Below are 26,311 nucleotides of genomic sequence, written 5' to 3'. Positions count from 1 at the left end.
AGGACAACAAATGAGATATCGAGAAAACCAACAGAACGCCCGCCGCCACAAAGGCGCCGGAGACAGAGGTGATGGATTTGGGGGACGGATGAGAATGCGACACGGACGAAAACAGGGACATGGCCCACGAGGTCGGCGACGCCGCCCCCTAAATCATGGTGACCTGCGCGTGTTGATCCTGGATCTGCTCACCAGCGAGCCGCGTCATGGATATGACCTGATCCGCGAGATCGAAAGCCGGACGGGTGGCGCATATGTGCCCAGCCCCGGCGTCATCTATCCTGCACTTGAAGCGCTGCTGGACCTCGGTTTGGTCAAGGTAGAACTGGATGGTCAGCGCCGGATGTTCCAATTGACCAAAGCTGGCCAAGCCGAACATGAGGCAAACACCGAGACCTTGCAGGCGATCGCCGAACGCCTCGCGGCACTGCAGGAAAGTGAACGGCCGGAAGATCCGGAAGATGTACGCGGTGCAATGCACAGGCTACGACACACCGTACGCGATACAGTCAGGTCTGACCCTGACAATGCTGCAAACCGCAAGGCTATTGCCGATATTCTGGCGGACGCCCAGCAACGTATTCACCGATTGAGAGCCGATTGATCAGAAAGGGGCTGTCGTCTGCGATTGACCCCTACATAATCCTGCGGGCTATATCATGAACAGGGTCGTTGGAGGCAAAAAATGGTTCAGTCAGTCCTGATCGTGGGAGGCGGAAGCGCGGGTTGGATCACCGCCAATCTGTTGAATGCGCATTGTCGTCGAACCGGGCGCGACACTCGCATCGTGCTGGTCGAGTCCCCTGATATACCCACGATCGGTGTGGGGGAGGCCACTGTACCAACGATCCGACGTACCCTGAACGATATAGGGCTTCCAGAGCAGGATTTTCTGGAGTCAACAGAGGCGACATTCAAGACTCTGATCCGCTTCAAAGACTGGAATTTGGGCGAGACTTACGACCATCCGTTTGATCGGAGGCCTCGCCCTCAGTCAGACACGGCCGCAATTGCATGGTCTGCGCAAAATGGTCTCCCGTTCGACCGGCATTTTTCCGTCCTGACACAATTGGCTGACTTCAATACTGCGCCGAAGTCTCCACGACATCCTCAGTATCAAGCAAGCTTTCCGTATGCTTACCACCTCGACGCCATCAAACTGGCGGCGCGCCTGTCTAGCTTCGGGCAGGCCAACGGTATAGAATACAGGTTGGGGAACGTGGTGGACGTGATAGTGTCGCCGGAGGGGTTGATTGCAGGCGTAAAAACCGACCGAGGCGATGACCTCACCGCAAATCTTTATATTGATTGCACGGGGTTTCGTTCTGTACTACTTGGCGGAGCGCTGGACGTGCCTGTCCGGTCGTTTGAGAAGCATCTTTTGTGCGACCGCGCCGTAACCATGCGCGTGCCTTATGATGTGTACCGACCAGAACGCATACTAACATACACGAAAGCGACGGCACGGGAGGCTGGGTGGCAGTGGGATATCAATCTTCAGTCGCGTCGGGGCATCGGGTATGTGTATTCCAGCCAGTTCCTCGACGAAACCGCGGCCGAAGCCGCGCTACGCCAGTATGAAGGCGCGCATAGCGATGAGTTGGAAGCAAGGCACATCCGTTTCGCTAGTGGGAAGCGGGAGGTCAGCTGGAAGGGGAACTGTGTTGCGGTTGGACTTTCGGACGGCTTCTTGGAGCCACTGGAATCATCCGGCCTGTATCTTATCGAATTCGCGGGGCTGGCGATTGCAAACATGTTAGCCGATTTCGAGTCCGCGCCTCAGGCAACCATGCGATACTACAACCGCATCACAAACGATTTGTATGATGAGATATTGGGATTTCTGAACCTACACTACGTCATTTCAAATCGTCGAGATACTGCATTCTGGCGAGCTGCGACCTCTGACGAGGTGATTGTCGATGACCTGCGGGATCGATTGGAGCTTTGGAAGCATCGGGGGCCAGGCCAATTTGACTTTCCGGGCGCCGACAGGCTTTTCGCTCGCGACAGCTATGAATTCATTCTGCATGGCATGAGATACGTGAAGGGAGCAACCCACTCCCGCGCCAGCATCCCGGACCTTAGTCAAGTGGTGATGAAGGCCCGGGCCGAGTTGCCGGACCATGAGGCGTTTCTATCACTAGTGGAGCGTGCGGCTGAGGCGAGAAAGTTGTCTTGATTCAAACCGTGCTGGATTCAGCGGCGGCCAATGCTTCGCGGCGTTTTTCGGCGGCGGATTTCTTGACGCTTTCAGAGCGCAATTGTCCGCAGGCGGCGAGGATGTCCCGGCCGCGTGGCGTGCGGATCGGAGAGGCATAGCCAGCCCGGTTGAGGACTTCCGCGAACTCTTCGATCGTTTCCCAGTCCGAGCACTCGTAGGGGCTGCCGGGCCAGGGGTTGAACGGGATGAGGTTGATCTTGGATGGCACGCCTCTCAGCAGGCGGACGAGATCACGCGCTTCCGCCAAACTGTCATTGACGCCCTTCAGCATGACATATTCAAAGGTCACACGCTTGGAATTGCCCAGATCCGGATAAGCTCGGATGGCTTCAAACAGCGTCTGCAGATCGTATTTGCGGTTGATTGGCACAATTTCGTTGCGCAGATCGTCATGTGTCGCGTGGAGCGAGATGGCGAGCGCGGCGCTGGTGCGGTGGCCGAGCTCTGGAATCTTCGGCGCGACACCAGCCGTCGAGACCGTGATCCGGCGGCGACCAATCGCAATGCCGTCGCCATCCGAAATCGTGTCGATGGCTTCTGCGACATTGTCCAGATTGTAGAGCGGCTCGCCCATGCCCATGAAGACGATGTTCGTCAGCTTCCGGTTCTCTGTGGAGGTTGGCCACTCGCCGAGCCCATCGCGCGCGATCAGGACCTGCGCCACAATTTCCTGAGCAGTCAGATTGCGGACCAGTTTCTGTGTGCCCGTGTGACAGAATGTGCAGTTCAGCGTGCAGCCAACCTGGCTCGACACACACAGGGCTCCCGCTTTGCCAACGTCAGGAATGTAGACGCTTTCGCCTTCGATGCCCGGTCCGAAACGTGTCAGCCATTTCTGCGTCCCATCGCGGGAAATCTGATGATCCGTGATTTCAGGCCGCGTCAGATCGAATGTTTCGTCCAGCCGAGCGCGCAAATCTTTCGCGATGTCCGTCATCGCGGAAAAATCCTGAGAGCCGAAATGGTGCAACCAGCGGCGCAGCTGTTTCGCGCGCATGCCCGCTTTTTTCGGGTCCAGGCCAAGCGCTTCCATTTCTGCCTTCAGGGCAGGCAGGGACATACCCGCAAGAGAGCGAGGGGCAGCGGGCGCGGCGTCAGCGCGGCGCGAAAGGTCGAGTTCAATCTTCATGGTCCCGCGCCTATAACATGTTGAAGGCTTTCAAGGAATTACTCCCTGCAGGCGGAGTCTTACCATGAGTTAATAATCCTGCCCTTGTTTTGCCATTGAAGGAACCGACACACTGCGCCACGCGTTGATAAGCGTGCCCAATTCCGGGCTGTCCTTTCCAAAGGAGCTGATGAAATGAAACGTTTTTCCTATGCGCTGCTTGCGCTTCCCCTGATCGCCCTTCCGGCCTGTGAAACTGGCCCGAGCCAACGAGTCCTGACGGGTGCAGGCGTGGGAGCCATTCTTGGCGCAGGCGCCGGTACGCTGGCAGGCGGCGACGATGGTCGCAATGCTGCAATTGGCGCTGCAGTTGGCGCAATCGCAGGCGCTGCTGTCGGCGACTATATGGACAAGCAAGAGCGCCAGCTGCGCGAGCAGACCGCCGGTACCGGCATCGGTGTTGAGCGCCAGGGTGACCAGATCGCGCTGACCATGCCGTCGAACATCACATTCTCTGTGAACAGCGCCACGATCCAGCCAAACTTCTATGGTGCGCTGAATGATGTGGGCGCAACACTGGTCGACTATCCGTCGACAGCTGTCGACATTATTGGTCATGCCAGCTCTGACGGCCCGGACGACTACAATATGGAGCTGTCCCAGCGCCGCGCAGAGTCTGTACGGTCCTATCTGGTAAATCAGGGCGTGACGCCAGTACGCCTGGCGGCTGTGGGCATGGGTGAAACCCAGCCGATTGCCGACAATGCGACAGCCGAAGGCCGCGCAGCCAACCGCCGCGTCGAGATCATCCTGACGCCGATCACGCAGGAAAGCTACTAATCGCGACTAAGCCGGTTTGAATGGCTAAAGGAAAAGGCCAGCTGCACATGAGCGCAGCTGGCCTTTTTGCAGTCGGCTTTGAGGCATTAGCGACAGATCGCAGACGCCTTGTCGATCGCTGCGGCCGAGCCGCTCAGCGAGAAATGATACGCGACTTGCGTGTTGCGCTTGGAAACAGCTTCGACGCGCAATTCGCTACCCTTGCGCAGGGCGGACACGATGCGGGAATCGTCGGAATCGTCTGCGAAGGCTTCGCGTCCCACGCCAAACAACGCCCAGGAGGAACGGCCGACGCTTGCCTTGGGGGCGAGGTCTTCACGCAATTCATAGCCGACCTTCATGCTCGGCTGGTTGCGTGCCCGGCCAGATTTCCAGTTCGTCACATAAAACCAGACATCGCCATGATCGGCCGCGCGAGGCGCCTTGTCGGTTGCTTGTGTTGCAGCGTAGCAGATGGTTTCGCCATTGGCCGTATCAGTAAAGACTGACCAGTCCTTGTAGCGCCCGATCGCTGTCGGGCTCGCCGATGCCAAGGGGGCCGCGAGAGCGGCGGCCACGGCAAGCGAAATGAGTGATTTGCGGCTGAGTCTCAGTGTGTGCATTTTCTATACATGTCCCTTGGCTCGAAGCGGTGCCGGCACCATAGAGACAACAGGGTTAAGGCTAAACTACGGCAAATGGTTTACGGTGTGCTTCACGCTGGCGTGTTCGGCCCAATGGTTGCCTTTGTGGTCTGACACAAGGATAGTGGTGGTTCGTCCCAGTATGAGAGTTCGCGTGTGAACGACACTGTAACAACATCAATTTCCCCCAGTGTCAGGGCACACCATGCAGATTGCATGGCGCTGATCGCGGCGAAGAAGTGCCGGGAGTCTTTCTCGGTACTGTTCGATTTCTATGCCCCGCGCGTGAAGAGCTACATGCTGCGACTGGGCGCAAGCGACAATGAGGCCGAGGATCTGGCCCAGGATGTGTTGGTCACAGTCTGGCGCAAGGCTGACATGTATGACCGGAAGCAGGCATCGGTTTCGACCTGGATCTTTCGTATCGCGCGCAACCGTCGGATTGATAGATTTCGCAAGGCGTCGCGCCCGGAACTCGACGCCGATGAACCCATGCTGCGCCCACCGGATATCGAGCAGCCGGACGAGGCGCTGGATCGCGCCCAGATCGAGGAAAGCGTGCGGGCGGAGCTGGCAAAGCTTCCGCACGAGCAACTCGAATTGCTGCAAGCAGCATTCTATGAGGGCTTGTCACATTCTGAAATTGCCACAAGATTCGGATTGCCGCTCGGTACGGTCAAATCCCGCATCAGGTTGGCGTTTGGCCGATTGCGCGGTCAGTTGGAGCCGGGAGGCACTGATGCCTGACCCGAAGCAATGGAATTTGTCATGATGCAGGAAACGTCACCTCCATCTTTCAGCGAACTGTATTCCGCCTATGCCGCGGGCCAGCTGGATCCGGGATTTTCGCTGTTGCTTGAAACGCAGAGCATGCTGCGCAGTGATGTGCGGGGCGCGCTGGCGGTGAGCGAGACCATTTCCGGAATCATGTTCGAAACTGCCACTCCGGTGGCCATGTCTGCGGGGGCAGGGGCCCGCGCGCTGGATCTGATTGATGCGCTGGAACGAGAAAAAGACCTCCCGGCACGATCCGCGCCATCCGATGCCGAACTGGCAGAGTTGCCCGAGCCGCTGCGGGATGCAGCCTTTGAGGCATTTGACCTTGCAGGTTGGCAGGGCACTGCGCCCGGTATCCGCCGTATGAAGCTGGACGTGAAAAGCGAACTCGAAGTCGAGCTGTATCGCATCCAGCCGAATGCCAGAGTGCCGCGTCACTCACATGGTGGTACGGAGTTCACGCTGGTTGTCGCCGGTGGGTTTACCGATGAAACGGGCAGCTACGGGCCTGGAGATCTGGCCGTCAAAGGGCCGGATGACACTCACCAGCCTGTCGGTGATGCCGGTGAAGTATGCTTCGCACTGGCGGTTCGTGATGCTGGTTTGAAGTTTACCGGCGTCATGGGCATGATCCAGCGCGTACTCGGCCGCTGACTATTTTCTGTCTTTGCCCGGAACATGGGTGTTTGCGAGTCCGTCCCCAGCCGTACCACCCGGCATGATTGGTCGCGGGGCGTAGCCACCCATCGACAGGTGCCGGTCATACATGACGAGCGCACCCGCCAGGCTGACATTGATACAGAACTTGGTCGGGATCTTCACGACATGATCGCATCTGGCGAGAATTTCCGGCGACAGGTCCCCCTTTTCCGGCCCGAGAATGTAGGCCGCCTGCGGAGGATGTCGGAAGGTGGGAAGCATCACGGCGTCATCGGTCAATTCAATGCCGACCATCTGACAGCCGCGCGGTAGTTGCATCTCGTCAACATTGTCCCATTGGTAATAGGGCACTTGCCCAGCCGTCTTCGATGTATCCGCCTGATAGGCTGCGCGAAGCCTGTGCTCGGCATTGATCGAGAAGACAAAGCTTGCCCCGAACGCATTTGCCGTGCGCATCAGGGCGCCAAGGTTCATGGGTTTTGAAATCCGTTCGGATCCGATGGCAAAATAGCCGCGCATGTCAGAAGGCCTCCAGGCCGAATCTCAGGACAACCAGCAAGGCTATGATCAAGGGAAGCGTATAGATCGACACACGTCGTGCCAGGCGCAAATGGCCAAGTTGGTTAGGGTAGGTTGTATTTAGATGTTCGGAAACGTCGTTGTGCGACACCCGGCGACCCGCATCGACAACGCCTTGCCGGTAGGCGACATCTGACGGCAGGCCGCCGAACTTTTCAGACGAGGCGCGACGCAAGGCGACAGATATCATCCATCGCATCTGCAGGGCCAGCAAAAGCGCAAAGACGGTGAAACCGAGCAGGATGAACAGGATGATCGTCATCAGCCAAACGTTCCCACTTCGAAGCGGCCATTGGAGTCCACCATGCCGCGTTTCAGGCCTGAGGAGTTCCAGAGCATGGAAATCTCGCCCGATGCGGAAATAGCGATCATGCCGCCCTGACCGCCAAGCATGCGTACATCGTCCAGTGCGCCCTGAACCGCGTCCTCCAGCTTGGCGCCGCCATAGCGAATGCGTGCGGATACGTCAGCGGCGGCGGCGGCGCGGATAAAGTATTCCCCAAGACCCGTGCAGGACACAGCGCAGCGCTCGTCTGCCCAGGTGCCTGATCCGATCAGGGGCGTATCGCCCAGCCGTCCCGGCGTTTTGCCACGAATGCCTGCCGTGGACGTGGCGGCCGAAAGGTCCCCATAAATGTCCAGCGCAACGGCTCCGACGGTGCCGGTGGAGTTGATCATGTCTTGGGTCGTGAGTTCATCGACCGGATCGTAATAGGAAGCCGGGTCTTCGATTACTTCCAATCCGGAATCTGCAAGCAGCTTGCGCGCCCCATCTGCGATCAACAGCACGTTCGGGGTACGCTCCATGACCGCTCGTGCACAGGAAACGGGGTTGAGATAACCCTGCAGCGCGCCGACGGCTCCGGCTGTGCGATTGCGACCATCCATGATGGCGGCGTCCAGTTCATAGGCTCCGTCCAGATTTGGCGCAGCGCCCTTGCCAGCGAGGTAGAGGCCGGATTCCTCCAGTCCCTGGACCATCACTTCGACCACGTCCAAAGCTGCTTCCCCATCCTGCAGACGCGTCGCACCATTCTTCAACAGGGTCGCCAGATGGGCTTCCTGCAGGGAATAGTCATTGCCTGGTATCGGACCGGCCCCACCGTGCAGGGCGAGTGCCCATTTCTTTGCCATTGGATCGCTACCTCTCCGCTACGTCAGGCTTGGACTTTTATTCGGCACACCGCTACCGTCTGGCAGCAGAAACAACAAGACGGGAAGGAAGTTGCAGGCATGAAAGCAGTGCTCTCCAAGGAAGTAGGCGGACCGGATACTCTGGTGATCGAAGACGCCCCGATGCCGGAATGCGGCAAGGGCCAGGTTCTGATCGAGGTGAAGGCGTGCGGGGTGAATTTCCCGGACTCGCTCATTATCCAGGACATGTACCAGTTCAAACCACCCCGCCCATTCTCTCCCGGCGGTGAAATTGCCGGATTCGTGAAGGAAGTTGGCGAAGGCGTCAGCCACGTCAAAGAAGGTGACCGCGTGCTTGCGTCAATTGGCAATGGCGGAATGGCAGAATATGCCGTGGCCGCTCAACACGCTGTCATGCCCATTCCGGACGGGATGCCGTTCGAGGAGGCTGCCGCCTTCCTGATGACCTACGGCACCAGCTATTATGCGCTCAAGGATCGCGGAGATCCGAAGCCTGGCGAGAAGCTTCTCGTGCTCGGCGCGGCTGGCGGTGTGGGTATTGCGGCGGTTGAGCTGGGCAAGGCAATGGGCCTCGAAGTCATCGCCGCCTGTTCAACACAGGAGAAAGTGGACTTCTGCCTCTCCAAGGGCGCCGACAAGGGCCTTGTCTATGCGCGCGATCTCGACCGCGATGGTCAAAAGGCTTTCTCCAACGATATCAAGGAAGTTTCCGGTGGCGGTGTCGACATCATCTATGACGGTGTTGGCGGAAACTACGCGGAACCATCGCTCCGCGCCATGAACTGGGAAGGGCGGTTCCTCGTGATCGGCTTCCCCGCAGGCATTCCGAAATTGCCACTGAACCTCACCTTGCTGAAAAGCTGCGATGTGCGCGGTGTCTTCTGGGGCGCAGCGGTTGCGCGTGACCCGAAAGCGCATGCGCAGAATGTCGCGGAGCTGTTCAAGCTATACAGTGAAGGCAAGATTCGCCCGCACATTTCCAATACGTATCCGCTGGAAAAATCCGCAGATGCGATTCAGGAACTGATGGACCGGAAAGCGCAGGGCAAGGTGGTGGTTGTCGTCTAGGCGATGCAGAGCTGTAACCGCAATTACAGTTAACGTCTGAACCAAACTGCCGCTCGCGCATAATTCCGGTATGACGGAAGAGCGCAAGGTTCAGGAAAATGACGGCCGCGGCGGCAAACGGATGCGTTTGTTGCGTCGCGGTCGTATTGTATTGAATCAGCGTCATAGCTCATTCGATGTCGGAATCCGGGACTTGTCTGCCACGGGCGCCAAGCTGAAGCTCAGCGAGATCTGGGCCGTGCCTGATGCCTTCGAGCTACAGATATTGAAATCTGACGGTTCTGTGGAGCTGATCGTACCGTGTGCGAAGCGATGGCAGAGCGGTATTCTGGTCGGCGCGCAATTTGTCCGACCGCCACGCTAGTTCTCCGTTCGCCTCGTTCTGCAAGACCATCCACGAAAAAGCCCGCCAGATCTCTCTGGCGGGCTTTTCTTGTGAAGGAAGGCGTTGACTAGGCGGACTTCTGGTCGCCGTCGACTTCCTCGAAGTCTGCGTCCACGACATCATCGCCGTCTGCCGCAGCATCTGCAGCCGCATCAGCGCTGGCAGTTTCTTCCTGCTGGCTGGCATAGATGGCCTCGCCAAGTTTCATGGCGGCGGTCATCAAGGCCTGATGCTTGGCCTGAATATCGGCGATGTTGTCGCCTTCACGGGCCTCTTTCAGCTCATCGGACGCTGTCTTGATCTCGGCTTTCACCTCGTCAGACACCTTGTCGCCATGCTCCTCGACCTGCTTTTCGGTCTGGTGCACGAGGGCTTCAGCCTGGTTCTTGGCTTCGACCAGCTCGCGGCGAGCCTTGTCTGCGCCAGCATTGGCTTCGGCGTCGGCCATCATGTTCTTGATGTCGTCTTCCGACAGGCCGCCATCTGCCTGGATGGTGATGACCTGTTCCTTGCCGGTCGCCTTGTCCTTGGCGGACACGGACACGATGCCGTTGGCGTCGATGTCGAAGGTTACTTCGATCTGAGGCACGCCGCGCGGGGCCGGCGGAATGCCTTCGAGGTTGAACTGGCCGAGCATCTTGTTGTCGGCGGCCATTTCGCGCTCGCCCTGGAAGACCTTGATCGTCACGGCAGGCTGGTTGTCGTCAGCCGTCGAGAAGACCTGGGACTTCTTGGTTGGGATCGTGGTGTTGCGGTCGATCAAGCGCGTGAACACGCCGCCCAGCGTTTCAATTCCCAGCGACAGCGGGGTAACGTCGAGCAGGACAACGTCTTTCACGTCGCCTTGCAGAACGCCGCCCTGAATGGCCGCGCCGATGGCAACCACTTCGTCCGGGTTCACACCCTTGTGCGGATCGCGGCCGAAGAATTTCTTCACGGCTTCCTGAACTGCCGGCATACGGGTCATGCCGCCAACGAGGACGACTTCGTCAATGTCGGAGGCGGACTTGCCCGCATCAGCGAGCGCTTTCTTGCACGGTTCGATGGTCCGCTTGACGAGGTCTTCGACAAGGCTCTCGAACTTGGCGCGGGTCAGCTTGATATTCAGGTGTTTCGGGCCTGTTGCGTCTGCTGTGATGAAGGGAAGGTTCACTTCATACTGGCTGGCTGAAGACAGCTCCTTCTTCGCCTTCTCGGCCTCTTCCTTCAGGCGCTGGAGGGCCAGCTTGTCGGCCTTCAGGTCAATGCCCTGATCCTTTTTGAATTCTTCCGCGAGGAAGTCGACGATGCGCAGGTCGAAATCTTCACCGCCGAGGAACGTGTCGCCATTCGTCGACAGAACTTCGAACACGCCGTCACCAATTTCCAGCAGGGACACGTCGAACGTACCACCGCCAAGGTCATAAACCGCGATGGTCTTGGACTGGTCGCCCTTGTCGAGACCATAGGCGAGTGCGGCCGCGGTCGGCTCGTTGATGATGCGCAGCACTTCGAGGCCGGCAATCTTGCCTGCGTCTTTCGTAGCCTGGCGCTGGGCGTCGTTGAAGTAAGCCGGAACGGTAATGACCGCTTGGGTAACTTCACTGCCCAGATAGGCTTCTGCGGTTTCTTTCATCTTAGTCAGGATGAAGGCAGAGATTTCCTGCGGGGCGTAGTCTTTGTCGTGGCCTTTCACCCATGCGTCGCCAGATGGGCCTTTGACGATCTCAAAAGGAGAAATCGCCTTGTCCTTCTGCGCGGTCGGATCGTCGAACTGACGACCGATCAAGCGCTTGATGGCGTAGAAGGTGAAATCCGGGTTGGTCACGGCCTGACGCCGGGCTGGCATGCCGATCAGGCGTTCGCCACCTTCTGTAAAGGCGACAACGGATGGAGTTGTGCGCTGGCCTTCAGCGTTTTCGATCACCTTTGCCTGCCCGCCTTCCATGACGGCGACACAGGAGTTGGTCGTACCAAGGTCAATACCAATGATTTTGCTCATGTTGCATCTCTCTTTTTATCAAGCCGCCACGGGCCGTGTTCTGTTGCGGTCTGCTCAGCAGCCCCGGACAGCCAGTGGCTCTCTCCAAGGGTTCAAATGAGGTGGCGGAAGCGGTTTTAATCCGCGCGCCGGTTCGACTTGCGATATGGGAAGGGTTTAGCGCGTCTCAAGGGGGGAACAATACGTAGCTGTACAGGTTTTTGGCGCTTCACTGCGATAGGTAACCTCTATGGCAGGGAGTTCATCAATTTATTTGATAATGGTTCTCACTCGCACTATCTCTATTGGTGTGAAAGGAAATTCCATGCCCCGCCAACTGATCAAGACGCTGACTTATAGCCTGATGCACCTCACCGTGGCTGTTGCCGTGGCATTCGCCCTGACGCGCAACTGGCACGCCGCTCTTGCCATTGGCTTGATTGAGCCTGCCGTGCAGACAATCGCCTATACTTTCCATGAGCGTTTATGGGAGCGTTTGCCGCTCCGCCGGACACCTGAGGCCGAACCAGTGGTTTGATACAGGCTCGGAAAAGCTGGACGCATCGGCAGCCCCCTTGGCATAGTGGCGAAAACACATGCCGGGGAGGCTTCAAATATGTTCCGTTCGCTCGTAATCTCATCCTCATCCATTGTTCTTGCGGCTTGCGCGGCAACCGTGACCGAAACGGTTGCGGAGCCTGTAGCGGTCGCCAGCATCGAACAGGTCTGGGTGTCTGAAGGCTTTGAAAGCCCCGAAGGCGCGGCCGAAGCGCCGAACGGTGGATACTTCATCTCCAATGTGGTCGGGGAGGGGCGCGACAAGGACGGTAATGGATACATCGCCCATATTGGTCCAGACGGCTCCATCATTGAGCAACATTGGGCGGCGAAGCTGGACGCGCCCAAGGGTATGGCCGTTCTCGACGGCGTGCTGCATGCGACCGATATAGACTCGGTCGTGTCGTTTGACATCGCCAACGGCAAGCGGCTCGGCAAGGTGCGAATCGAGGGCGCCCAATTCCTCAATGATGCGACAGAATGGGGCGGGTCGATCTATGTCTCTGACTCCGGCGATGCGGCAATTTACAAGATAGTGGACGGCGCAGCTGAGCTTTGGCTGCAGGACGAGCGGCTGGCAGGCGTAAACGGCCTGCTCGGCGATGGTGAGCGGATGCTGGTCTCCACCATGACGACCGGCAGCCTGTATAGCGTGACCGCAGACGGCGAACTGACAGAGATTGCCAACGGAATGGAGAATGCCGACGGGATCGGGCTGGTGCCCGGCGGTGGCTATCTCGTGTCATCCTGGCCGGGGCAGATCCACTATGTCGGCGAGGATGGCGCGGTAACCACCCTGTTTGACGAGCCGGTCTCGCAGAACGATCTGACCGTGATCGGCGACGCCGTCATCGTGCCGAACTGGCGGCAGAACACGGTCACGATGTGGAAGGTGCGGCGCTAGTTCGCCGCGCCGGCACTGACGGCCACCATGGCGGCGCGCAGGGTGCGCTCGCCGATTTTCCAACCGGGCTGGAAGCAGGAGGCGATGGTGCCATTCGGCTGGTCGGACGGAATGTTCGCGACCGCCTGGTGCTGGTTCGGATCGAATGTGTCGCCAGGGAGGGCAGCAATCACCGTAACGCCATGCCGGGCGAGGGCTGTGTGCAGCTCCTTTTCCGTCATCTCGATGCCTTCGAACAGGTTTCGGCCAGGCTCTGACAGCGCTGCGCGGTCTTCTTCAGACAGGGCCGTCAATGCGCGGGAAAGATTGTCAGACACGCTCAGAAGGTCGCCCGCAAATTTCTCGATTGCGTAGATGCGTGCGTCTGCCACCTGACGCTCAGCGCGCTTGCGCGTGTTCTCGAGATCAGCCAGCGTGCGCAGCAATTGTTCGCGCAATTCCTCTTTCTCGATTTCCAGTTTCTGGACCGGATCCATCTCTTCTTCTGGCGCCGCTTCTTCGGCAGGCGCAGACTTGAGGATATCGTCCGCGGCGGCTTTCAGCTCTGCCTTGGATGCGTTGGAATCGATCTCAGCGGTTTCGCTGTTCTTGGGTTCGTCGCTCATCCTTGCGTATCCTTCTTGCGGCGGGCGGAGAGGATTTGCCCCACCACTTTCGCCGTATAATCCACCATGGGTATGACGCGGGCATAGTTCAGCCGGGTCGGGCCAATCACGCCAAGCGCGCCGATAACCTGTTTTTCGCCTCCCATATAGGGAGCCACAATCACACTTGAACCCGACAGCGGGAAAAGCTGGTTCTCCGCGCCGATGAACAGACGCACGCCGTCCGCTTCCCGGGTTGTGTCCAGGATATCAAGCAGGCTTTGCTGGCGTTCAAGTTCATTGAACAGCTGTCGCACCCGGTCGAGGTCCTCGGCGGCCTGTGCATCCTCCAGTAGGTTGGCGCGTCCGCGAACGATCAGCGACCGTCCCCGGCCTGGCGCATCCCCGCCCCATTGGGCAAGCCCCTGTTCTACGAGAGACGAGGCCGCCTGATCCAGCGCGGCGCGGCGGTTACGCAATTCGTCGCGAATATCGTTCGCAACTTCGGACAAGGTGCGTCCCCGCACGCGCGTGGAGAGGTAGTTTCCGGCCTCCATTAATGTGGTTGATGGCAAGCCTTCCGGCACTTCCACGATCCGGTTTTCGACATCGCCATCTTCGGTCACGATGACGCATAAGGCTTCGCGCCCGCCCAGGGGAACGAACTCAGCGTGTCGCACAACGGCGTCCCGGGTAGGGGAGGACACCAGTCCTGCACCGCCGGTGAGGCCGGAAAGAATGTTCGAGGCCTCGCCCATGACCGCCTCGATATCGGTACCGGCCGATTTCAACCGATCATCAATTTCCATTCGGTCGCCGCGGCTCGGCTCCCCGATCTCAAGGAAGCCGTCTACGAACAGGCGCAAGCCCGTATGCGTGGGCGCACGCCCCGCCGAGATATGGGGTGACTCAAGCAGCCCAAGCTCGGTCAGATCGGCCATCACATTGCGGATCGATGCGGGTGACAGCGCTATCCCGCCCTTTGACAAAGTGCGGGAGCCGACTGGCTCGCCTGTGGTCAGATAGCCTTCGACGATTTCCCGGAAAATGTCGCGAGAGCGCTGGTCGAGGCGCTGCAACAGGGATTGCGTGTCGAGAGGCGGGATCATGTTTTATTGATTAGGCGCGGCCCGGCCTCTGTTCAATAGGCATCGCGCCGCGACGAGCTTGTTTCAGGAGAGGTTCTGGATAAGGCCCAAATGGTCCAGATGCATGTCTTCGGCGGCGGGGCGACGAGGCAGGCCGGGCATGGTGACGAGGTCGCCGCAGATGCCGACCACAAACCCTGCGCCAGCCGAGAGGCGCACTTCCCGCAGTTGCAGGGCATGGCCTTCAGGCGCGCCAACAAGCTTCGCATCGCTTGAAAAGCTGTAAGGTGTTTTCGCCATGCAAACCGGAAAGTTGCCGTACCCATCCTGTTCCCAGCGTTCCAGTTGCTTGTGAACTGAGGCGGGCGCATCGACATGGCTTGCGCGATAGATGCGCTTGGCCACGGTTTCGATCTTTTCGAACAGGGGCATATCGGATGGGTAGAGGGGTTGAAAGTCGATTGGCGTGTCGCTGGCGATCCGGGTGACTTTCCGGGCGAGGTCTTCTGCGCCATGACCGCCTTCGGCCCAGTGTGTACAAATCGACACCTGGACGCCTCGCTCTGCACAATAGGCTTCGATGGCGGCGATTTCCCGAGATGTATCCGACGTGAACCGGTTGATCGCTACGACGACCGGAACATTGAACTGCTTCAGATTTTCGATGTGCCGGCCAAGGTTTGCGAGGCCTCTCTCCAGCGCATCGTAGCTCACCGTTCCGGCATCTTCCTTGGAAATGCCGCCATGCATTTTCAGCGCGCGCACCGTGGCAACAAGGACTGCCGCACTTGGCATCAATCCGGCTTGGCGACATTTGATATTGAAGAATTTCTCGGCGCCCAGATCTGCGCCAAAGCCTGCTTCGGTGATCACATAATCTGCCATCTTGAGCGCAGCTTTCGTGGCGATCACGCTGCTGCAACCATGCGCAATGTTCGCAAACGGTCCGCCATGCACAAGAGCCGGATTGCCCTCCAGCGTCTGGACCAGGTTTGGCAGCATTGCGTCTTTCAACAGCGCCATCATCGCGCCAACGGCTTTCATGTCCTTGGCCGTTACAGGAATGCGGCCACGGCGATACCCGATCACCATGCGCTCCAATCGTTCCTGAAGGTCATGCGCATCCCTGGCCAGGCAGAGGATCGCCATGATCTCCGATGCGACCGTGATATCGAAGCCGGTTTCCATGGGTGTGCCGTTGGGGCTGCCGCCCAGGCCGGTCACGACATTGCGCAGGTTGCGATCATTCATGTCCATGACGCGTCGCCAGGTGATCCGCGTTGGTTCCAGACCGCTGTCTCCGCCCCAGTGCACATGATTGTCGATCATTGCAGCGAGCAGATTGTGAGCGGACGTGATGGCGTGGAAATCACCGGTGAAATGCAAATTGATATCTTCCATCGGAACCACTTGGGCTTGTCCGCCGCCCGTCGCACCGCCCTTCATCCCGAAGCAGGGGCCAAGAGACGGTTCGCGCAAGCAGAGCAGAGTGCGTTCACCAATCCGGTTCATCGCATCGGTCAGGCCGACGCTGGTGGTTGTCTTGCCTTCGCCAGCCGGTGTCGGGTTGATCGCTGTAACGAGGATCAGCTTGCCGTCGGATTTGGCTTTCAGGGAAGATAGATGGCCGGGCGCGATCTTCGCCTTGTCATGGCCATAGGGGATGATGTCGGCAGCATCGATCTGAAGCGCGTCGGCAAGCTCACTCATCGGGCGTTTCTTCGCGCTTCTGGCGATCTCGATATCTGTCGGCATATGTCCCCCTGATCGTCTCTAAACGTGTTCCCGGTGTAGACAGGCGCGGCAAAACCCGCAATCAGGCTCGGCAGAAAAGAGGATTTCGCCATGAGCACGCTAATTCGGCCTTCCGGTCGCGCCTTCGACCAGCTTCGTGACGTTTCGCTGGAGACCAATGTCACCCGTTATGCGGAGGGCTCCTGCCTGGCGAAGTTCGGCAACACCCATGTATTGTGCACTGCCAGTTGGGAAAAGAGCGTGCCGCCTTGGCTCAAAGGGCAGGGCAAGGGCTGGGTCACCGGCGAGTATGGCATGCTGCCGCGCGCCACCCATACGCGTGGTCGCCGGGAGGCTGCTTCGGGAAAACAGTCTGGTCGAACGCAAGAGATCCAGCGCCTGATCGGCCGTTCGCTGCGGTCAGTTTGCGATCTGTCCGCGCTGGGTGAGAACCAGATCACGATTGATTGTGACGTGCTTCAGGCCGATGGCGGCACTCGCACGGCGTCGATCACTGGCGGCTTTGTCGCGCTTGCAATGGCATGCCGTTACCTGAAGGCGGAAGGCGTGATCTCAGCCGACCCGATTACCAAGCAGGCTGCCGCGATTTCAGTCGGCGTGTATCAGGACCACCCGGTGCTGGATGTTGATTACCCGGAAGATTCGCGCGGCGAAGCAGACATGAATGTCGTGATGAGTTCGGATGGCGGCTTCATTGAAGTGCAGGGCACGGGTGAAGAACGCCCAATGACCCGCGCTGAGCTCGACGAAATGCTCCGCCTTGCTGAAAAGGGATGTATGGAACTGTTTGAAGCGCAGCGCGCGGCGCTCGGCTAAAGGCCAAGCTCGAACATCCCAAGCTGAAAGCTGCGGGCAATTCGGTTGGCGCGTTCCATGAAGTAGTCGATCGTCTCTGCAGAGTCGCTCAGCTCTTCGAGCGTTAGTCGAAACAGGGCAAGCCAGATGTTGAAATGGGCGGGCGTAACGCCCGTCAATTTTATATGCGCCGGGAACGGCTTTCCGGAGTAGCGTCCTGTATTCATGGCGACGGACGACCAGAAATCCTTCATTGTCGCCAAGTGGGGCGTCCAATGGTCACCGATCTCCGTTTCGAAGACCGGGCCGAGCAGGGGGTGGGCACGTACCCGCGTGTAGAAATTCTCGACCAGGTCAGAAATGAAGGCTTCGTCGATGCCCAAGCGGGCCGCATTTTCCTGGATTTCGCGGCGGCGGTCTTCAGCGGATCGAATTCGTACGGTCATGGCAGACCAAATGGGCAGCCTGCTGAGGCGTGTCCATAGGTAGAAGTCCTTGGTCGGTCAGTTTGCCGATGCGGGCTTGCCGTTCTGCCAGGTCACGTCCCGTCCGAACAGCGGTACGGTCGATAGGCTCATCTTGGCGGATCCGTCCACGATCTTGCGGCTATAGGAGACATACATCAGGCTGTCGGAGTCGGCATCATAGATGCGGCGCACAGCGAGTTGTTTGAAGATCAGGCTCTGGTTCTGATCGAAGACTTCCTCGCCCGATTTGTCGAGATCGATCCGTCCGATGCGAATTGGTCCTGACTGCAGGCAGGAAATGGAGGAATTGGACGGGTTCTCAAACCAGTTTCCCTTTCCCAGCCGGTCCCACACGCCGCGATCAAAGAAGGATAGATGGCAGACCACGCCTTCGATTTTCGGGTCAGTCAATTGCTTGATCTTGATCTCATTGCCGAGCCAGTCATTCTTGAACTCGCCAACTTCCTTGTCGCCTCCACAGGCGGCGATTGGCAGGGCGAGCGCGAGCAGGGCGAGAGAAAGTTTCCGCTTCATGAGACATGCTACGCCGCCCGGAGGCATGCGTTCCCGAACTGGATCAGTAAAACTTGCGCCGAGCCGACAACATGTCGCCGAGCGCGCGAACCGTTGCGGCGCCGATCTGCATCGGTGTCGGCTTGCGGCGGTGGGCGTGGCGGACAAGATGACCGCAATTGGAGCCGAAGAGATCATAGTCCCGCCCCAGCTGCCTGCGGGCGCGGTTTTCGACGAGATGCGCGTCGAGCGAGCTGTAGCGGCGGTGTCGCCGTATGTCGCGCCCTGTCGCGAATTCTTCAGGGGTTTGCTCAATCACGCCGTCATGAAGACGCGAATTGCTGATGATGGTTCCGCGCGACGTGACAACGCCATAATGTGACAAGACCACACCAAACCGCACCGACACGACGTCGCCTGGCTCGAATGGGAGTTTGTCGCGATAGCTCATCTACTCGGCCGCCACCTGTTCATGGTCGGCTGAATCCTCGTCATCAAAAACGAGCAAATCTCCCGGCTGGCATTCCAGCTCACGACAGAGGGCTTCCAATGTCGAAAAGCGCACGGCCTTGGCCTTGCCGGTTTTCAGAATGGACAAATTGGCGAGTGTCACGCCCACACGCTCTGACAGTTCGGTCAGGGACATGCGACGATCCAGAAGCACACGGTCGAGGGTCACGCGAATGGACATTTCCTGTGCTCCTATATGGTCATCTTCTCTTCATCGCGAAGGCGGGTGCCCTCCCGGAAGACTTGGGAAAGAATGAAGAGCGCCGCAACCGATGCCCATGCGATAAGGTCGAAGGAAAGCTGTATTCTCGTGCCGTCAACGACCAGGCCGACCACGATGGCGATGGCATAGCGCAGCAGTTGCGTCACGGCGATGGCGATGGCGATCCGGGTCAATCTGACGGCATTTTCCGGAACAAACGGGTCGCCTGCTGTCAGGGTTGCCAGAATTTTGCGCAATTCGAGACATACGAAAATCACGGCAACCACAACGACGAGCGCGCCGAGCAGGCCAGCGCTCAATTCCTGCAGCGTTATGTCGTGGTCGTCGATCTTGATGGCGCCGATACTGATGGGGGTGCCCGACAGTATTGAGATCAATTCTACCCCGCCGGCCAGAATGACGATTGCGCCGATCAAGGCAGTCATCCACATGACAATCGTCACCAGTACGGTCATGACCGCTGCCATGGAGTTTCCCGCATTTGTGCTCATGTGTCTCTGTTTACCTTCCGGCGATTGTTGACATGATGCTCGAGGATGAAGTTGCTCGAGGCGGTGGGCTTACCGAATAACGATATATACATTTATGTCAAAAGCAAGAATAGGGCCATTACAGAATGGGTGAAAATAAAATGATTCGAAGGCTTTCGCCCGGTCGACTGGTCGCAGCGACCCATAACAAGGGTAAGGTCTCCGAGCTTAAGGATTTGTTCGAGCCGCTAGGATTTGATGTCGTCTCCGCCATCGAGCTGGACCTTCCTGAGCCGGAAGAGACCGAAGCCACCTTTGCCGGAAATGCGATCCTGAAGGCGCGTGCGGCTGCTGAAGCCACCGGCGCACCGGCGCTTTCCGATGATTCCGGGCTCGCCGTGACAGCTTTGGGCGGCGCGCCGGGTATCTATTCTGCTCGCTGGGCAGGTGAGCCGCGCGACTTCGGAAAGGCGATGGAGAAAGTGCAGCGGGAGCTGGATGAGATTGGCGCAGTGGACCGGTCAGCCAAGTTTGTCTGCGCGCTGGCCGTTGTATGGCCTGATGGTCATGCGGAAGTCTATGAGGGCGAAGTGCATGGTGAATTGACCTGGCCGCCGCGCGGGGACAAGGGCTTTGGATATGATCCGGTCTTTGTGGCCAAGGGCGAAACCATCACGTTCGGTGAAATGGATCCGGACCGGAAGCATGCCATGAGCCATCGTGCAAATGCCGTTGCCAAGCTGAAGGCGGCTTTGCTGGCATGAGCGAGGGGGCACCCCCTTTCGGTCCAGAATATGGATTTGGAATCTACATTCATTGGCCGTACTGTGCGAAAGTCTGTCCCTACTGCGACTTTAATGTGTATGCAGCCAAGGATCGAGATCCGACCTCTTTGTTGGAAGCGATCAAGAAAGACCTTCAGATCCATCGGCCCAGACTGCCTGAGCATGGCCGAGCGGGCAGTCTCTACTTCGGGGGAGGGACGCCCTCCCTGCTGAAGCCGACTGAAATCGCCGGATTGGTGCGCGCGGCTGAAGAGAGTTTCGGGCTGGAGGCGGATGCCGAGATCACGCTGGAGGCAAATCCTAACGACATCCTGCGGATGGATTTGCAGGGTGTGAAGGCTGCCGGGGTCAACCGGCTCTCTCTTGGGGTCCAGTCACTTCGCGATGACGCGCTTGCATTTCTTGGGCGTGACCATGATGGCAGTGCGGCGCGCATTGCCATGAGCCGCGCTTTGGATGTGTTTTCAAATACATCCGTTGATTTGATTTATGCGCGACCTGGACAGTTGGCGGAGGAGTGGCAATCAGAACTCAGTGATGTTCTCGCTTTCGGTGCACCGCATATTTCCTTGTACGAACTCACCATTGAGGAGCGCACGGCCTTTGGAAAAGCGGCGGCACGTGGCGAGCTGTTGCCAATGGAAGATGATGATCAGGCGGACCTTTATGAACTTACACAGGAAATCCTGACCTCTGCGGGTCTGCCGGGCTATGAGGTTTCGAACCATGCGTGGGCGGATGAGTTCCGGTCACGGCACAATATGACATATTGGAATGGAGGCGACTGGATTGGCGTGGGGCCAGGGGCGCATGGGCGGCTCAGTGTTGGCGGGAACCGCTACGCATCCGAGGCTGAGCGCCGACCGGAGGCCTATATCGCAAATGTGCAGGCACTCGCTTCCGGATGGTCTGACGCATCAAAACTGTACCCGCTGGACAATGCACGGGAATTGCTCGCCATGGGATTGCGTTCCGAGATGGGAATTGACCGGACCCGGATCGAGACGGTCTCGGGCCGCGCGCTGCCACAGGACAAGATCGATGTCTTTGTCGAAGAGGGATGGATGCGCGAAGAAGGCGCGCGCATCGCCCTGACGCCGAAGGGACGCCTGCTGGCTGATGCGCTTACAGCAGAGCTATCCCCCTGAGGGCAATTTGGGTGGGAAGCGGCCCATGCGCTCTTCCCAATGCCGCCGACACAAGGAGAGATAGGTCGCTTTTGCGATGCTGACTTGTTCTCCCTCGGTCAGGGCTTCCCCATCAGGGCCGAGCCGGATGACCATTGTCGCCTTGCGTCCGCACTCGCAGATTGTCCGGATTTCCCGCAAGGAATCGGCGATGGCAAGTAGCGCTGCAGAACCTTCGAACAACTCCCCCTGAAAATCTGTCCGGAGGCCGTAGGCCAGGACGGGCAGGTTCAGATGATCCGCTGCCCTGGCCAATTGCCAGACCTGCTCCTTGGACAGGAACTGTGCTTCATCGACAAACACGGCGCTGAGGGCGTGGGTGTCGAGTTCATCCGCGATCAGGCCAAAAATGTCAGTGTCCTTATCATACAGGACTGCGTCAGCTCCGATGCCGATGCGAGACGAGATGTGCCCGTCCTCATCATCCTTGTAGAGCGCAGATGTCAGGAGCAGGACTTCCATTCCTCGCTCCCGATAATTGTAGGCTGCTTGCAGCAGGATCGTCGACTTGCCCGCATTCATGGCGGCATAGGAAAAGTAGAGCTTTGCCATCAGGGCTATTCCAGCGCTTTGGCAATACCTTCGCGGCGCGGATCTGCCCCGCCCTCAAGGCCAGCTTCGCGGACGATGATCACGTGAAGGCCGGAGTTTTCTCCTTCGCGCTCTTCAACATTGTAGCCGAGTTCCCGCAGCGCATCCGCGGCCTCCATACCGCCGGGGCGGTCAATTTCCACGCCAACCGTGTCACCGCGCGCGATGATGTTCGGCAGGTCGATCGCTTCCTGGGCTGACTTTCCCCACTCCAGCACACCGACCAGTGTCTTCGATACATACGCCACAATGGAGTTCCCCCCAGGCGACCCGGTGACCATGAACAAGTCTCCTGCCGGATCAAAGACGATCGTTGGCGACATGGAACTGCGCGGGCGTTTTTTCGGGCCGGGGGCGTTGGCGACAGGTTTGGTGCCCTTGGTGGGCTGCCGAGAGAAATCGGTCAGTTCATTGTTCAGCATGAAGCCTTTCACCATAATAGAGGAGCCAAACGCAGCCTCGACTGTCGCCGTCATGGAAACCGCATTTCCGTCCGCATCCACAATCGAGACATGCGTGGTGCCCGGACCATGTTCTGTTGCATCTTCACCCCATAGCGGGCGGACAGGATCCCGGCCGAGCGCGAGGCCAGGGTCGCCCGGATGGGTCGTCGCGTCGGGTGCAAATGCTTCCTTGGCGCGCACGCGCAGATAGGCTGGATTGATCAAGTCCGTTGCCGGAACGGTGACAAAATCAGAATCGGCGACATAGTGGTCGCGGTCCGCATAGGCGAGGCGCTGGGCGTCAATGAAGGCCTTGAGGTAATTCTCTTCCGTCATATCGGCTTCTTCGGTTGGCTCCAGAAGGTCATAGAGCCCCATGATCATGTTTTGCGTCACGCCGCCGGAAGAGGGGGGCGGTGCAGAGCAAATCCGATAGCCGTCAGCGCGGTCACCGCAGAGTGCTGGGCGGATCTTCACGCTGTAGTCGGCAAGGTCTTCAAGGCTCATGGCGCCAGGATTGGCGTCACTGTTGACGGCGTCCACAATCGCTTGCGCGATTTCGCCCTCGTAAAAAGCGGATGGGCCGGATTCCGCAATTGCTGACAGCGTGGCGGCATAGTCCGGATTGGTGCGGATGAAGCCAACCGGCAGGGGCTCGCCATTCGGATAGAAATAATCTGCCGATGCGGGCAGGTCGTCCAGTCTCACAGCACCCCGCAGGCGTGGATTCGCCAGAAGGCCGGCAAGGCGCGGCGAGACCTCGAACCCATCTTCCGCCAGTTTGATGGCGGGCTGGAACAGAGTTGCCCAATCAAGCTTGCCTGCAGCCTGATGCGAGGTTTTGTAGAGGGCGATCTGGCCGGGAACGCCGACAGCTTTCCCGGATTGCCACGCTTCAAGGAAACCAAGCGGCTTGCCATCCTTCATGAAATGGTTCGGTGTCGTGGAGGCAGGCGCAACTTCGCGTCCATCGAACACGGTGATCTCATCGGCGTCGCGATCATAATAGACCATGAAGGCGCCGCCGCCGATGCCTGAGCTTTGAGGCTCCACCAGGCCTAGAACGGCATGCACCGCAATTGCGGCGTCGATCGCGCTGCCGCCCTGACGCAGCATTTCAAGGCCAGCCTCCACGGCGCGGGGATCTGCTGCGGCGACCATCGCGCCCTTCGTCCAGGCGTCGACCTCTGCTTCGGTAGCAATCGCGTCCGTTTCCGACGTTGCCGTTTGCTGAGCTGCATCTGCGGCGCGACGGGCTTCTTCAGTCGCGTTGAATGGGCGGTCGTCCCCCGGTGCGCAGCTGGCGAGCGCCATGCAGGTGAGAAGGATCGGCAAACGTCTCATAAGGTGCCCCTTTGGCTTGGCGAGTGTTGCGGCTGACCTTATGAAACATGGCTCACAAGGGAAAGGCAGGGCGACAGCGTATGGCAAAACCAGGCGCAAGAAACACCATTACTGACGTGCCCGGCTTCAAGGTCGGTCAGACCGAAGACACGAAGGTGCGCACCGGAGTCAGTGTCATCGTGCCGGACGCGCCAGCCATCGCGGCCGTTGCCGTGTCCGGTGGAGGGCCCGGCACGCGCGAGACGGACCTCTTGTCTGCGGGCATGCTGGTCGATGGAATCGACGCCATCTGTCTGTCTGGCGGCAGCGCCTTTGGGCTCGCTGCAGCGGATGGCGTTGCGTCGGGATTGAAGCAGGAGGGGCGGGGCTTTGCGCTCGTACCGCTAACGGGTGTGCCGCGCACGCCGATCGTGCCCGCGGCCATCTTGTACGACTTGGCGAATGGGGGCGACAAATCCTGGGGAGATGTTTCCCCCTACGCCGCGCTGGGACTGGGAGCCTATAGAGCGCGTGGGCTGGGCGTTGAGCTTGGTCAGGCAGGTGCTGGCTTTGGCGCCAAGGCAGGCGCATTTGCAGGAGGCACAGGCTCTGCCAGCATCGTGACACATGACGGCATTACGGTCGGCGCGTTGGCAGGCGTGAACTGTTTTGGATCTGTCTTTATGCCCGGCACGGACGCCTATTGGGCCTGGCCCTACGAGATTGATGGGGAGTTCGGCGGCAAGCGACCACCTGAAGACTATGCGGCCGATGCAGAGGATTGGGGCGCTGCGAAGGCCAACCCTGCACTTGGGCAGAATACGACCATCGCCTGTATTGCAACAGATGTGGCGCTGACGGCCAGCGAAGCGAAGCGCGTGGCGCAGATGGCCCTGTCCGGCTTCTCACGGGCCATTCGGCCTGTGTTTGCGCCATTCGATGGCGATGCCCTGTTTGTCATGTCATCTGCAAAGGTGGAATCGGGTGAAGAGCGCGCGATTCTTGTCGCACGAATTGGCGAATTGGCGGCGTCAACACTGTCGCGTGCCATCGCCAGAGGCGTGCATGAGGCCAATCGCTGACTGTATCGTGTGAAGCAGGTGGCGAGATTTTGTCGTCATTTGTCGCGCAATGTCTATTGGCCGCATGAGGCCTCAGATGGGGCACTGCACAGGAATGACAGTTGGATGGCAAACAGGCTTGCATCCCCCGATTCCTCGCTGTATGTGTCCGCCTTCAATAAAGGCAGGCACCCGTAGCTCAGCTGGATAGAGCACCAGACTACGAATCTGGGGGTCGGGCGTTCGAATCGCTCCGGGTGTGCCATTATTCTTTTCCACGCACTTCGAAACTTTCATTTCCGGTTTTTCCGGGCGGTCGGGTTGACCCTGTTCGCGCGGGCGTTGAACAATGAGAGCGCATTCAGTTTAAGTGTGGGGACTCTTATGCGTTCGTTTTTTGTCGCGGCTGGAATGGCCGTGGTCGCCAGCCTGTTGCCAGCCGCCCATGCGCAGGACATTCCAATGGCCGGATGGACGGTCAAAGTCTCCCCCAACAGCGTTTATCTCACACGGCCTGACCTGCCGGGGATCAATATCGGCATCGTCAGCGATGTCCGGCCGGACCTGACACAGCAAGAGAAGTTTGAATATGTGAAAGGCTTTTTCGCCGGGCGGGCCGCGTGTCCATCCTTGGCGAGTGCGGAGACTGTAACTTCGTTTGCAGGCTTTTCCGCGAAGAGTGGCGGACCTGTTGCCCGGTGCACCCTCATCTCAATGGGGCATTGGGAGGAGGGCGGACTGCAAAGTGCGCTGATCCTCGATGAGCTTGTGGAGGAGAACAAGATTTTGGGCGGCGTGCCGGCCGGCCCAACGGCGATGAGTGTCACCGCGCTGTCCGAAAAGATTCAGCAGGAGGTCACGGAGTATCTGATGGGTCGCCATCAGGTCGCCGAAGCGGGCATGACGGCCGATCAGGTGCGGGCCGCCATGAGCGCGCAGGGGCTGGCAAAGCGTGTTTCGCCGGACCGCAAGCCGGTCGGCATGGTGCGCATGATCGATAGCAGCGGCTTCGACTCGGTCAGCTTTGCGGGCAAGGAAGACACCCAGACCCTGTTGCTGTTCGCAAAACGTCCGCAGGATTTTGCGGCGAGCGCCGTCACCTGCATGAATTGGGACGCAGCACTGTTTGACCCTTACTATTATGAGTCGCCATGGAAGGTCGCGCTCGGATGCGACCGGTACTTCTGGCGCGGCTCCGTCGATGACTTGGATTTGAAAGACCTCGACGCTCGCATGGACTGGTCCGGTGCGTCTCTCAAGCTCGGAAAGTTCACCTTCAGGAAGGCCGAGACATACCGGAAGTTCGCGAGAGGCGCGGCGCTGGACGTGCGGGTCGGCATCGGCCGTTCTCATTTCGACGATGTGCTGGCCGGCAATCGCTCGCTTTCTGAAATGCAGCCCCGGGACATCCTTTTCCTGCCGGATGGTCGGTTCATGGCCGGGCACGTGCGCGCATCATCTCTAGCAGGTGGTGGCACAGAGGGGCCCGTTGCGGGACAATACTATTTCGATGGTCATGTTGTGACCCTGCTGCTGGACAGCGGTGAGGTTGTGTACGGACATGCCGGCTGGTTCCCCGGCGCGGGGTCTTCGGACCTCGACCACAAGGCCGTCGTGAACATCAATGGCTGGGTCTATACCAGCTATTGCCGGGACGAGTGGGACAATTGCTGAG

At 58.9% G+C, this 26,311-nt stretch carries 30 protein-coding genes and 1 tRNA gene; 15 read left to right on the top strand and 16 right to left on the bottom strand.

The features are described from left to right. Positions 1-94: 94 nt before the first annotated feature. The gene (locus HF931_RS02575; protein WP_273241749.1) at positions 95-604 is read left to right on the top strand and encodes a PadR family transcriptional regulator; all 510 of its coding nucleotides are present in this window, start codon (positions 95-97) and stop codon (positions 602-604) included. Positions 605-685: 81 nt separating this feature from the next. Continuing rightward, entirely contained in the window at positions 686-2,182 is a 1,497-nt protein-coding gene (locus tag HF931_RS02570; RefSeq protein WP_273241748.1) for a tryptophan halogenase family protein, read from the top strand. A 1-nt stretch (position 2,183) separates the two neighbouring features. Here the strand turns inward: HF931_RS02570 and rlmN are convergent, their stop codons facing one another. Next, positions 2,184-3,353, bottom strand: coding sequence for a dual-specificity RNA methyltransferase RlmN (rlmN, locus tag HF931_RS02565; protein WP_273241747.1), 1,170 nt, complete (start codon positions 3,351-3,353; stop codon positions 2,184-2,186). A gap of 174 nt (positions 3,354-3,527) precedes the next feature. On the opposite strand from rlmN, the gene HF931_RS02560 reads away from it, so the two are divergent. Then, entirely contained in the window at positions 3,528-4,172 is a 645-nt protein-coding gene (locus HF931_RS02560; RefSeq protein ID WP_273241746.1) for an OmpA family protein, read from the top strand. An 86-nt stretch (positions 4,173-4,258) separates the two neighbouring features. Here HF931_RS02560 and HF931_RS02555 read toward each other — a convergent pair whose 3' ends face one another. Then, the gene (locus HF931_RS02555) at positions 4,259-4,774 is read right to left on the bottom strand and encodes an invasion associated locus B family protein (RefSeq protein ID WP_035554190.1); all 516 of its coding nucleotides are present in this window, start codon (positions 4,772-4,774) and stop codon (positions 4,259-4,261) included. A 237-nt stretch (positions 4,775-5,011) separates the two neighbouring features. On the opposite strand from HF931_RS02555, the gene HF931_RS02550 reads away from it, so the two are divergent. Continuing rightward, positions 5,012-5,542: a sigma-70 family RNA polymerase sigma factor gene (locus tag HF931_RS02550; protein WP_273241745.1), complete on the top strand. Its 531-nt coding sequence runs from the start codon at positions 5,012-5,014 to the stop codon at positions 5,540-5,542. 21 nt (positions 5,543-5,563) lie between these two features. Continuing rightward, complete coding sequence (locus HF931_RS02545) at positions 5,564-6,226, top strand: cupin domain-containing protein (RefSeq protein ID WP_273241744.1); 663 nt, start codon at positions 5,564-5,566, stop codon at positions 6,224-6,226. On the opposite strand, the gene HF931_RS02540 is transcribed toward HF931_RS02545, so the two are convergent. From HF931_RS02540 to HF931_RS02530, 3 genes are read right to left on the bottom strand one after another with little or no spacing between them, the layout of a single operon-like run. After that, a complete protein-coding gene (locus HF931_RS02540; RefSeq protein ID WP_035554193.1) occupies positions 6,227-6,751 on the bottom strand; it encodes an RNA methyltransferase in 525 nt (174 codons plus the stop codon). A 1-nt stretch (position 6,752) separates the two neighbouring features. Beyond that, entirely contained in the window at positions 6,753-7,073 is a 321-nt protein-coding gene (locus HF931_RS02535; protein ID WP_273241742.1) for a hypothetical protein, read from the bottom strand. Continuing rightward, positions 7,073-7,945, bottom strand: a complete 873-nt coding sequence (locus tag HF931_RS02530) for an isoaspartyl peptidase/L-asparaginase family protein (RefSeq protein ID WP_273241741.1) — start codon at positions 7,943-7,945, stop codon at positions 7,073-7,075. The genes HF931_RS02535 and HF931_RS02530 overlap by 1 nt, the downstream gene beginning before the upstream one ends. A gap of 99 nt (positions 7,946-8,044) precedes the next feature. Here HF931_RS02530 and HF931_RS02525 point away from each other — a divergent pair, with 99 nt between their 5' ends. Continuing rightward, positions 8,045-9,034, top strand: a complete 990-nt coding sequence (locus tag HF931_RS02525) for an NADPH:quinone oxidoreductase family protein (RefSeq protein ID WP_273014142.1) — start codon at positions 8,045-8,047, stop codon at positions 9,032-9,034. A gap of 70 nt (positions 9,035-9,104) precedes the next feature. Further along, positions 9,105-9,398 (top strand): PilZ domain-containing protein, encoded by a 294-nt coding sequence (locus HF931_RS02520; RefSeq protein WP_051602821.1) that lies wholly within the window; start codon positions 9,105-9,107, stop codon positions 9,396-9,398. Between the two features lie 88 nt (positions 9,399-9,486). On the opposite strand, the gene dnaK is transcribed toward HF931_RS02520, so the two are convergent. Further along, positions 9,487-11,400, bottom strand: a complete 1,914-nt coding sequence (dnaK, locus tag HF931_RS02515) for a molecular chaperone DnaK (RefSeq protein WP_035554202.1) — start codon at positions 11,398-11,400, stop codon at positions 9,487-9,489. A 304-nt stretch (positions 11,401-11,704) separates the two neighbouring features. Here dnaK and HF931_RS02510 point away from each other — a divergent pair, with 304 nt between their 5' ends. After that, complete coding sequence (locus tag HF931_RS02510) at positions 11,705-11,917, top strand: DUF2061 domain-containing protein (protein ID WP_273014143.1); 213 nt, start codon at positions 11,705-11,707, stop codon at positions 11,915-11,917. Positions 11,918-11,995: 78 nt separating this feature from the next. Continuing rightward, positions 11,996-12,841: an SMP-30/gluconolactonase/LRE family protein gene (locus HF931_RS02505; RefSeq protein WP_273241740.1), complete on the top strand. Its 846-nt coding sequence runs from the start codon at positions 11,996-11,998 to the stop codon at positions 12,839-12,841. Here HF931_RS02505 and HF931_RS02500 read toward each other — a convergent pair. From HF931_RS02500 to HF931_RS02490, 3 genes are all read right to left on the bottom strand, one after another. Beyond that, entirely contained in the window at positions 12,838-13,446 is a 609-nt protein-coding gene (locus HF931_RS02500) for a nucleotide exchange factor GrpE (protein WP_035554204.1), read from the bottom strand. The two genes, HF931_RS02505 and HF931_RS02500, sit on opposite strands and share 4 nt — an antisense overlap. Beyond that, a complete protein-coding gene (gene hrcA, locus HF931_RS02495) occupies positions 13,443-14,534 on the bottom strand; it encodes a heat-inducible transcriptional repressor HrcA (protein ID WP_035554205.1) in 1,092 nt (363 codons plus the stop codon). The genes HF931_RS02500 and hrcA overlap by 4 nt, the downstream gene beginning before the upstream one ends. 63 nt (positions 14,535-14,597) lie before the next feature. After that, on the bottom strand, positions 14,598-16,268 hold the full coding sequence (locus HF931_RS02490; RefSeq protein WP_035554207.1) for a formate--tetrahydrofolate ligase: 1,671 nt from the start codon (positions 16,266-16,268) through the stop codon (positions 14,598-14,600). 90 nt (positions 16,269-16,358) lie between these two features. On the opposite strand from HF931_RS02490, the gene rph reads away from it, so the two are divergent. Then, complete coding sequence (gene rph, locus HF931_RS02485) at positions 16,359-17,084, top strand: ribonuclease PH (RefSeq protein ID WP_273241739.1); 726 nt, start codon at positions 16,359-16,361, stop codon at positions 17,082-17,084. On the opposite strand, the gene HF931_RS02480 is transcribed toward rph, so the two are convergent. The 5 genes from HF931_RS02480 to HF931_RS02460 are packed head-to-tail and all read right to left on the bottom strand — an operon-like array spanning position 17,081 to position 19,267. After that, positions 17,081-17,509: a group III truncated hemoglobin gene (locus HF931_RS02480; RefSeq protein WP_273241738.1), complete on the bottom strand. Its 429-nt coding sequence runs from the start codon at positions 17,507-17,509 to the stop codon at positions 17,081-17,083. The two genes, rph and HF931_RS02480, sit on opposite strands and share 4 nt — an antisense overlap. A gap of 57 nt (positions 17,510-17,566) precedes the next feature. Next, entirely contained in the window at positions 17,567-18,064 is a 498-nt protein-coding gene (locus HF931_RS02475; RefSeq protein WP_035554211.1) for a CreA family protein, read from the bottom strand. Between the two features lie 43 nt (positions 18,065-18,107). Beyond that, positions 18,108-18,494 carry a C40 family peptidase gene (locus HF931_RS02470; RefSeq protein WP_273241736.1) on the bottom strand — a complete coding sequence of 129 codons (387 nt, stop codon included), beginning with the start codon at positions 18,492-18,494 and terminating at the stop codon, positions 18,108-18,110. Continuing rightward, complete coding sequence (locus HF931_RS02465; protein ID WP_035554215.1) at positions 18,495-18,734, bottom strand: helix-turn-helix domain-containing protein; 240 nt, start codon at positions 18,732-18,734, stop codon at positions 18,495-18,497. It lies immediately after the preceding gene. Positions 18,735-18,745: 11 nt separating this feature from the next. After that, positions 18,746-19,267, bottom strand: a complete 522-nt coding sequence (locus tag HF931_RS02460) for a DUF2975 domain-containing protein (protein ID WP_241764216.1) — start codon at positions 19,265-19,267, stop codon at positions 18,746-18,748. A gap of 140 nt (positions 19,268-19,407) precedes the next feature. Between HF931_RS02460 and rdgB the strand changes: the two genes are divergently transcribed. Together rdgB and hemW are read left to right on the top strand one after the other, a co-directional pair. Next, the gene (gene rdgB / locus HF931_RS02455) at positions 19,408-20,010 is read left to right on the top strand and encodes an RdgB/HAM1 family non-canonical purine NTP pyrophosphatase (protein ID WP_273241735.1); all 603 of its coding nucleotides are present in this window, start codon (positions 19,408-19,410) and stop codon (positions 20,008-20,010) included. Beyond that, positions 20,007-21,179: a radical SAM family heme chaperone HemW gene (gene hemW, locus HF931_RS02450; protein WP_273241734.1), complete on the top strand. Its 1,173-nt coding sequence runs from the start codon at positions 20,007-20,009 to the stop codon at positions 21,177-21,179. Before rdgB ends, hemW begins: the two co-directional genes overlap by 4 nt. On the opposite strand, the gene HF931_RS02445 is transcribed toward hemW, so the two are convergent. After that, positions 21,168-21,770, bottom strand: a complete 603-nt coding sequence (locus HF931_RS02445) for a thymidine kinase (protein WP_035554219.1) — start codon at positions 21,768-21,770, stop codon at positions 21,168-21,170. The two genes, hemW and HF931_RS02445, sit on opposite strands and share 12 nt — an antisense overlap. Before the next feature lie 5 nt (positions 21,771-21,775). Then, the gene (gene ggt, locus HF931_RS02440; protein WP_273241733.1) at positions 21,776-23,596 is read right to left on the bottom strand and encodes a gamma-glutamyltransferase; all 1,821 of its coding nucleotides are present in this window, start codon (positions 23,594-23,596) and stop codon (positions 21,776-21,778) included. An 80-nt stretch (positions 23,597-23,676) separates the two neighbouring features. Here ggt and HF931_RS02435 point away from each other — a divergent pair, with 80 nt between their 5' ends. The 3 genes from HF931_RS02435 to HF931_RS02425 all read left to right on the top strand — a co-directional run bounded on the left by HF931_RS02435 (position 23,677) and on the right by HF931_RS02425 (position 26,310). After that, positions 23,677-24,657, top strand: coding sequence for a P1 family peptidase (locus tag HF931_RS02435; protein WP_273241732.1), 981 nt, complete (start codon positions 23,677-23,679; stop codon positions 24,655-24,657). 167 nt (positions 24,658-24,824) lie between these two features. After that, positions 24,825-24,901: transfer RNA gene (locus tag HF931_RS02430), tRNA-Arg, on the top strand. A 119-nt stretch (positions 24,902-25,020) separates the two neighbouring features. Beyond that, on the top strand, positions 25,021-26,310 hold the full coding sequence (locus tag HF931_RS02425; RefSeq protein ID WP_273241731.1) for a hypothetical protein: 1,290 nt from the start codon (positions 25,021-25,023) through the stop codon (positions 26,308-26,310). Position 26,311: the final 1 nt, after the last annotated feature.

Source organism: Hyphomonas atlantica corrig. (assembly GCF_017795365.1).
Taxonomy (GTDB): Bacteria; Pseudomonadota; Alphaproteobacteria; order Caulobacterales; family Hyphomonadaceae; genus Hyphomonas; species Hyphomonas atlantica.
The sequence above is the reverse complement of the archived record's forward strand: the minus strand, read 5'-3'. Positions and strand labels throughout refer to the sequence as shown.